This is a genomic window from Bartonella sp. AA56HLJMS (assembly GCF_042197145.1).
Classification (GTDB): Bacteria; Pseudomonadota; Alphaproteobacteria; order Rhizobiales; family Rhizobiaceae; genus Bartonella.
Window position 1 is genome coordinate 1 of sequence record NZ_JBHIRL010000032.1, and the last position, 7387, is coordinate 7387.

The following is a 7387-nucleotide window of genomic DNA, read 5'->3' on the forward strand; positions in this document are numbered from 1 at the left end:
GACCAATAGCATTACGTTAGTAGGAGGCAATGACAGCGAACCTGTTATGATAGACAATGTAGCGGCAGGCAAGATTGAAGCAGGTTCTCAGCAAGCTGTTAATGGTGGTCAGTTGCATGATTATACTAAAGAGCAGATGAAGATAGTTCTTGAAGATGCCAATAAGTATACGGATGAGAAAGTTAGTAGTCTTGTCAATGATGCTGTTAACGAGTCGAAATCCTATACGGATATAAAGTTTGAGACATTGAATTATGCTATTCAGGATGTTCGGAAAGAAGCAAGACAAGCTGCTGCTATTGGTCTAGCAGTATCTAATTTAAGCTATGACGATACACCGGGAAAATTAAGTTTTTCACTTGGTACGGGTGTATGGCGCAGTCAATCTGCACTTGCTATTGGAGCTGGTTATATGTCTGAAAATGGAAGATTTCGCTCTAACGTATCTGCAACGAGTGCTGGGGGACATTGGGGTGTAGGTGCTGGATTTAGGGTAACACTGAATTAACAATAGAAAATTCGAAATAATTTTCCTTCTCTTATCAAATGCGTTACATGTGCCATTTAAAGAGAAGGAAAGTTATTTTCATCATAAATGAATAGCAATAGAAGATAAGGGCGTATTTCGAGTAAAAATATATTTTTTATTGTGAAATTTTATATGAAAAAATCATTTATCACCTCCAAAAGGAATTATTTGAGTAATCGATATTTATTTTTAAGAAAGTTTTGCCTTCTTGTCTCATCAGACAAGGGTGAAAATTTTATAAGAAGTGATATTTTACACAGAAATTCATAGAGTAGTATACTTGTAAAGTTTTATATTGTATTCTGTAATAATAATCTTAGTGGGACTAATTTTAGTTACAGTGAAGCATTTTAACAAAAAACTACAAATGCCAGAGGGATGTTTTCATATAAATTAACAGAGTACGTGTAACCGCACAATATTTGAAAACTATACAGTTTATAATTTTATAATAGAATATCCACTAGGGGTATTCTTAAAGAAATAAAAAGTCTCATTTTTTCCTTGCTATTTTTTAATAATCTGTATAAAGTGCGAAAAATTAATTAAAAGAAACTAGAAATCTTCTCGCAAAGCGGGGTGCGGTAAGTTATGGCAAAATTACAAAATCACAATCGTCTGATCTCAAAGAGCTTTAAGAGATACAAATATAAAAGTCAGGGATATCTCGCTTATTTTCACAACAAAAGCGCAATAACCCTACAAAAAATGCTCTAAATTACTCAACAAACAACTCAACTCCCTTCCGCAATAAATATTTTATTGCCTCTTAAATACGCAACCCCTAATAATAGTACACAAATATGTTTTTTCTACACTTTTTTCACCTTTCTTCACCTTTAAATTTAAAGGCTCTGCTGAAGAAAAACACCCCTCCTTAAAGGGGATAAATAAAAACCACATTAATTGGACTATCGATCAACGTCGACTTCTATCTCATTGATATCTTAGATAGTCCTCTTCCGCATTATGACAACCCTAATCTTTTATAAAACAAGAAAAAACAATCTCTGGAGCTGAGTAGCACCGGAATATGTCTTTTTGATGTTTTAAATATCTTTTTTTACTTAGAGGATTTATTATGAAAAAAATATATACCACACCACACACGCTAGCAGTGAGTAATTTAAAAAATTCTTGCTCGTCTTATCGATTACCTTTTATTAAAACGCTTTCATTAGTGTCAGTAGCTGTCTTTTTATCAAATGCTTCTCCTGTTTTTGCTTGTGATCTTTGGGGTAATGTAGCACAGTATTTTGGCGGAGGTACAAATATACGTAAAAGTATTGCGCCAACCTATATAATTAACGGTAAAATATATAGAGATGTTGGTTCTGCGCTGTATGGTTTGGAGAATTATGTCGCTGAAACCAGGTATGATAAGCTTGTTAAGCAAGATAGCTCAGGGCTTATTACAATTGGTGCGGACGTAGGTGGTAATAGAATAACTATCGCAAATAGCTCTCATGGATTGAGGACTCTTACTGGTGTTGCTGATGGTTGGGTTTCGCCAATCTCGTATGATGCAGTCAATGGTTCTCAGCTTTTTTCCCAAGGCATCAGTACTGCGATCTCTTTTGGCGGTGGTGCTGGATACGATAGAAAAGGAAACTGGATAGCTCCTACTTTTACAGTTAAGGTCTTTGATAAAAATGGTAATGGAGCTGAAAAGGATTATAAGAATGTTGCGGATGCCTTTACTGGCGTAAGTAGTTCTTTCACGAATCTTGATGCAAAGATTGAAAATATTAAGGTAGCAAGTAATAGTCTTGTTAAGCAAGATGATACAGGACTTATTAGCATTGGTGGAGAAGTAAGTGGAACTAAGGTAAGCATTGCAAACGTTGATAATGCAGTTCGGACTCTTTCGGGTGTTAAGGCTGGTTCGATTACAGCAGCGTCCACTGATGCGATAAATGGTTCTCAACTTTATTCCATGAGCAATGTAGTCGCAGGCTATTTTGGCGGTGGTGCTGGCTATAAAGATGGAAACTGGAGTGCTCCTACTTTTACAGTTAAGGTCTTTGATAAGGATGGTAATGGAGCTGAAAAGAAGTATACTAATGTTGCGGATGCCTTTACTGGCGTAAGTGGTTCTTTCACAAATCTTGATAAAAAGATTGAGAATATAGTCATTAATGGGACAGGTGATGATCTTGTTAAGCAAGATGATGCCGGACTTATTACCATTGGTGGAAAAGTAAGAGGGGTCCAGGTAAATATAGCAAATGTTGATAATGTGGCACGGACTCTTGCGGGTGTTAAGGCTGGTTCGATTACAGCAACATCGACTGATGCGATAAATGGCTCTCAATTTTATGCCATGAGCAATGTAGTTGCTAGCTATTTTAGTGATAATGCTGGATATGATAAAGATGGAAACTGGAATGCTCCTACTTTTACAGTTAAGGTTTTTGATAAAAATGGTAGTGGGACTGAAAAGAACTATAAGAATGTTGGGGATGCGCTTTCTGGTGTAAGTAGTTCTTTTACGAATCTTAATCAAAAGATCGAAAGTGTGACAGGTGATAGTTTTGTTAAGCAAAATAGCGCTGGGCTTATTACGATTGGTGGAGACAAGGGTGGTGATAGAATAGATATTGCAAACGGTATTAATTTTCCACGAGTTATCTCTGGTGTTAAAGGGGGTGCATTTACGGCAACATCGACCGAAGCAGTAAATGGTGGTCAAATTTATTTGATGGCTCAGACATTTGCAAGTTATTTTGGCGGTGGTGCTGGCTATAAAGATGGAAAATGGTCACATCCTACATTTACAGTTAAAGCCTTTGATAAGGATGGTAATGCAACTGAGAAAAACTATACTAATGTTGCAGATGCGTTTTCTGGCGTTAATAGTGCTTTCACAAGTTTGAATGAGGAGATTGTTAAGATAAAGAATAAGCCTGGTATTGAAGAAAAGGAACACACCCATCAAGACGGTGATTTGAATGATATTATTTCAGAAGGCTTTCCTTTTATGAGAAGCTTACCTAGTGCTTTAGGTAATGTGAAGGTTCCAACTACGATAACTGTTGCTCCTAAATCACCATTAAAACAAGTAAGTTTTATGAGTAGTGAAGGTGAAAGCCGGCGTCTTTTTGATATTGCTGCTGGTGAGATTTCAGAAACGTCGACTGATGCTATAACTGGTTCTCAGCTCTATTCGATAAACAACCAGATTGCTACTTATTTCGGTGGTGGTTCTGGATATAAAGGTGGAAATTGGAGTGCTCCGACTTTCACAGTTAAAGCCTTTGATAAGGACGGGAATGAGATTGATAAAGAGTATACTAATGTTGCAGATGCATTTGCTGGCGTTAATAGTGCTTTGGCAGGTTTAAATCATCAGGTTGTTGATATGAAGAATGGCCTTGGTATTGGTGAAACAGAGGGTAAACCACAAAATGGTGATCCTTCGGATGTTATTTCAAAAGGCTTTCCTTTTATGAGAAGCGCACGTTTTCTAAGAAGCTTACCTCTTGCCATAGATGAGGAAGAAAGCGCCATAGATGAGGTGGATAATTCAACCACGGTAACTGTTGCTCCTAGTGAAATTTTAGAAAAGTCAACTTATGAGGTGACTGACAATCAGTTTTCACAGATGAGTAACAGGGTAACAGGCGTTGAAAAAAAGGTAGACAGCGTTACAGACAGGGTAACAGAAGTTGAAAACAAGGTGAATGTTGCGGTTAGCTATGATACCGATGATAGCGGAAAGAAAATCAGTAGCATCACTCTAAAAGGTGTCGATGACAGTGAGCCTGTTTTGATTACTAATGTTAAAGATGGAAAAATTGAACATGGCTCTAAGGACGCAGTGAATGGTGGTCAGTTATACGATCATACCGCGGAGCAGATGAAGATTACTCTTGAAAGTGCGAAAAAGTATACGGACGATCAAGTCAATAATGGTGTTAACGAGGCAAAATCCTATACCGATATGAAGTTTGACGCACTAAGTTATGATATTACGAATGTGCGCAAAGAGGCAAGGCAAGCAGCAGCGATTGGTTTGGCAGTCTCTAACTTACGTTACTTCGATGACCCAGGATCTGTGAGTGTTTCATTTGGTGGCGGTTTTTGGCGTGGACAATCTGCCTTTGCGATTGGTGCAGGTTATACATCTGAGGATGGCAAGATTCGTTCTAATCTATCAGCAACCAGTGCTGGCGGTCAGTGGGGTGTAGGTGGTGGAATAACTCTGAAATTAAAATAACACCAGAGAATATGAAAAACTACAATTTAAGCGAAGTTTCGCCCTTGTCTTCTTAGACAGGGGCGAAATTTTATATTATAGAGAAGTAATATTTTACAGAGAAGGCCATAGAGTAGTATATTTATAAAGTCTTATAATAATTAAAGTCTTATACCAATGTATTCTATAGTAATAATCTTAGTGAGATTGATTTTAGTAAGAAGTAAAGCACTTTAACAAAAATTTTACAAATACAGAGTAGTACTCTCAGTGCGTAATTGCGCAGTATTTTAAAACTGTACGTTCTATAATTTCATTGATAGAAAATATCCATTGGGGGATACGTTTAAAAATTTGAAAATCCTATTTTATTATTTTATTTATTTGCTCTGTACATAGCAGTAGCAATCATGAGGCACGCAACAGCAGCAATTATTAGTAAGACTCATTTTGATCAAAATGGGACACTTAAATAAAACTATGAAACAGAATCTCTAGACAAGTCTATAGTGCATGGAATCTATGAGTTTTAAAGTTATAAGGATATTTCACGGTTATATAAATCGGAAAGACTCATTCTGTAAAAATAATTAAATTCATTTTCTTCTTGCTATTTCACTCAATAGTCTATAACATCACAAAATATTCTTTAGTAAGACTCATTTTGGCAAAAACAGAAAAATGCTCGCAAGGGGGGGCAGTTGATTATGAACAACACACACAATCATCCTCATTTTACTCTAAATCTCAAGAGTATGCCGCTTATCCCCGCGATAAAAGCGTAATGATTTCACAACAAGTACTCTAAATCATTCAGCCAACAACTTAAACTTTTCCCCTAATAATACCTTACAGCTTCTTAATCATATAAAATGAACTCTTTTACTTTTAAAACTATAAACCGCAGACCTAACAATAGGGTGCAAGTATGTCTTCTTCATACCTGTTTTTCACCCTCATCCAGGAGTTTTGTTGCAAAAAAAACACCCTTCTTAAAGGCGGAAAAAATAAAAAACCCATTAACCACATCGTTTATCAAGATTGATTGCAACCTTGCTAGACTTCTAATTACTTCTGTTCGCCTCTGCGGCAAACTCAAACTTTATAAAGAACAAAAAAAATCACGTCGTTAATCACTCCTAACACTGAAATATGACTTTTTAATGTTCTAAATATGTCTTTCCTATTTGGAGAATTTGTTATGAAAAAATTATATACCACACCAAAAGCGCTAGTGGTGAATGATTGTAAAGATTCTTGCTCGTTTTATCGACGGCTTTTTATTAAAGCGCTTTCATTGGCTTCAGTGATTATATTTTTATCAAATGTTTCTCCTGTTGCTGCTGCTACTCAGATTTTAAATAACATATCAAACGACTTTAGTGGTGGTACAAATGCGCTTAAAGGTATACCGCCAGCCTATGTAGTTGGCAGTAAATTGTATAGAGATAGTGACTCTGCATTTGTGGAGGGGGAGGATGCCCCCAAGAACTTAAGTCTTAATATTAAGTTTCAGACTAAAGCTGCTTTTGATACTGCATTTGCAGGTACGGAAGGTTATAAGAATGTAGAAGGTTATAAAAGTGTTGCGGATGCATTTTCTGGCACTAATAGTGATTTGGCAGGTTTAAATCATCAGATTGTTGAGATAAAGAAACCCCATGCTATTGGGGGAAAACAAGATAATCCATCTCACGGTGATGATCTGCATGAAAATACAGACAACTTTTCTCTTATAAGAAGCTTATCTCGTGAACTAGTCCGAGCGGACGATGAAAAGATAATAACTATTGCTGGTACCTCACCATTAACTCAAATAACTATTCGGAGTAGTAAAGGTGAGACACGGCGTCTTTTGGATGTTTCTCCTGGTGAGCTCTCAAAAACGTCAACCGATGCCGTTAATGGTTCCCAGCTTTATACGTTAGGCACTGGGGTTGCAAAATCTTTAGGTGGTAATGCTAGTTATGCGGATGGAATTTGGAGTGTACCTACATTCACGGTTAAGCGCGTGAAAGAAGATGGCAAAACAGAAGATAAAGAGTATCATGATGTAGCAACAGCGTTTGCTGGTGTAGGAACTTCTTTCGTAAATATGAATAATTCTATCACGAATATTAAGAATGAACTTAGCAAAGATATTGCTGAAGCAAAGAGTGATTCCTTGCATTGGAGCGATACTGCACATGCTTTTGTAGCGACGCATGGAGAGAAAGATAGCAAAAGTAATAGCAAGCTTACATCTCTTTTAGATGGTTCGATTAATGCTGGTTCCACGGATGCCGTAACGGGTAATCAGCTTCATGCTCTAGGTAGCAGTGTTGCAAAATCTTTAGGTGGTAATGCTAAGTATGAGAATGGCACGTGGAATGCTCCTACATTCAAGGTTAAGCGATTTAATCCTGATGGTGATGTTACTGATTCGACTTATGACAGTGTCGCGTCTGCCTTTGCCGGTGTTGGTGATTCTATCACGAATATTAAAAATGAGATTAGCAAAGAAATTGCTGGTGAAAAGAGTGATTCTTTAATCTGGAGCCAAACGGCGAATGCCTTTGTAGCGACGCATGGTGAAGAGAAGGTAAGCAGCAAGATAACATCGCTTTCCAATGGATCTATAACTAAAGGCTCAAGTGATGCTGTAGCGGGTAACCAGCTAT

The 7387-nt window shown here is 37.1% G+C and carries 2 protein-coding genes and 1 pseudogene; all 3 read left to right on the forward strand.

All coding sequences use genetic code 11. From position 1 onward, the window contains the following. Nucleotides 1-508 (forward strand): YadA-like family protein (locus ACFINI_RS09070; RefSeq protein ID WP_375647952.1); only part of this gene is annotated, 508 nt, incomplete at its 5' end. Nucleotides 509-1610: 1102 nt separating this feature from the next. Further along, nucleotides 1611-4748: a YadA-like family protein gene (locus ACFINI_RS09075; protein WP_375647958.1), complete on the forward strand. Its 3138-nt coding sequence runs from the start codon at nt 1611-1613 to the stop codon at nt 4746-4748. A 1180-nt stretch (nt 4749-5928) separates the two neighbouring features. Continuing rightward, nucleotides 5929-7387, forward strand: a pseudogene (locus ACFINI_RS09080) (hypothetical protein); the annotation flags it as partial.

Excerpts from the sequence above, each read along its gene's own strand:
- ACFINI_RS09075 (WP_375647958.1), top strand. The coding sequence starts at position 1,611 with ATGAAAAAAATATATACCACACCACACACGCTAGCAGTGAGTAATTTA.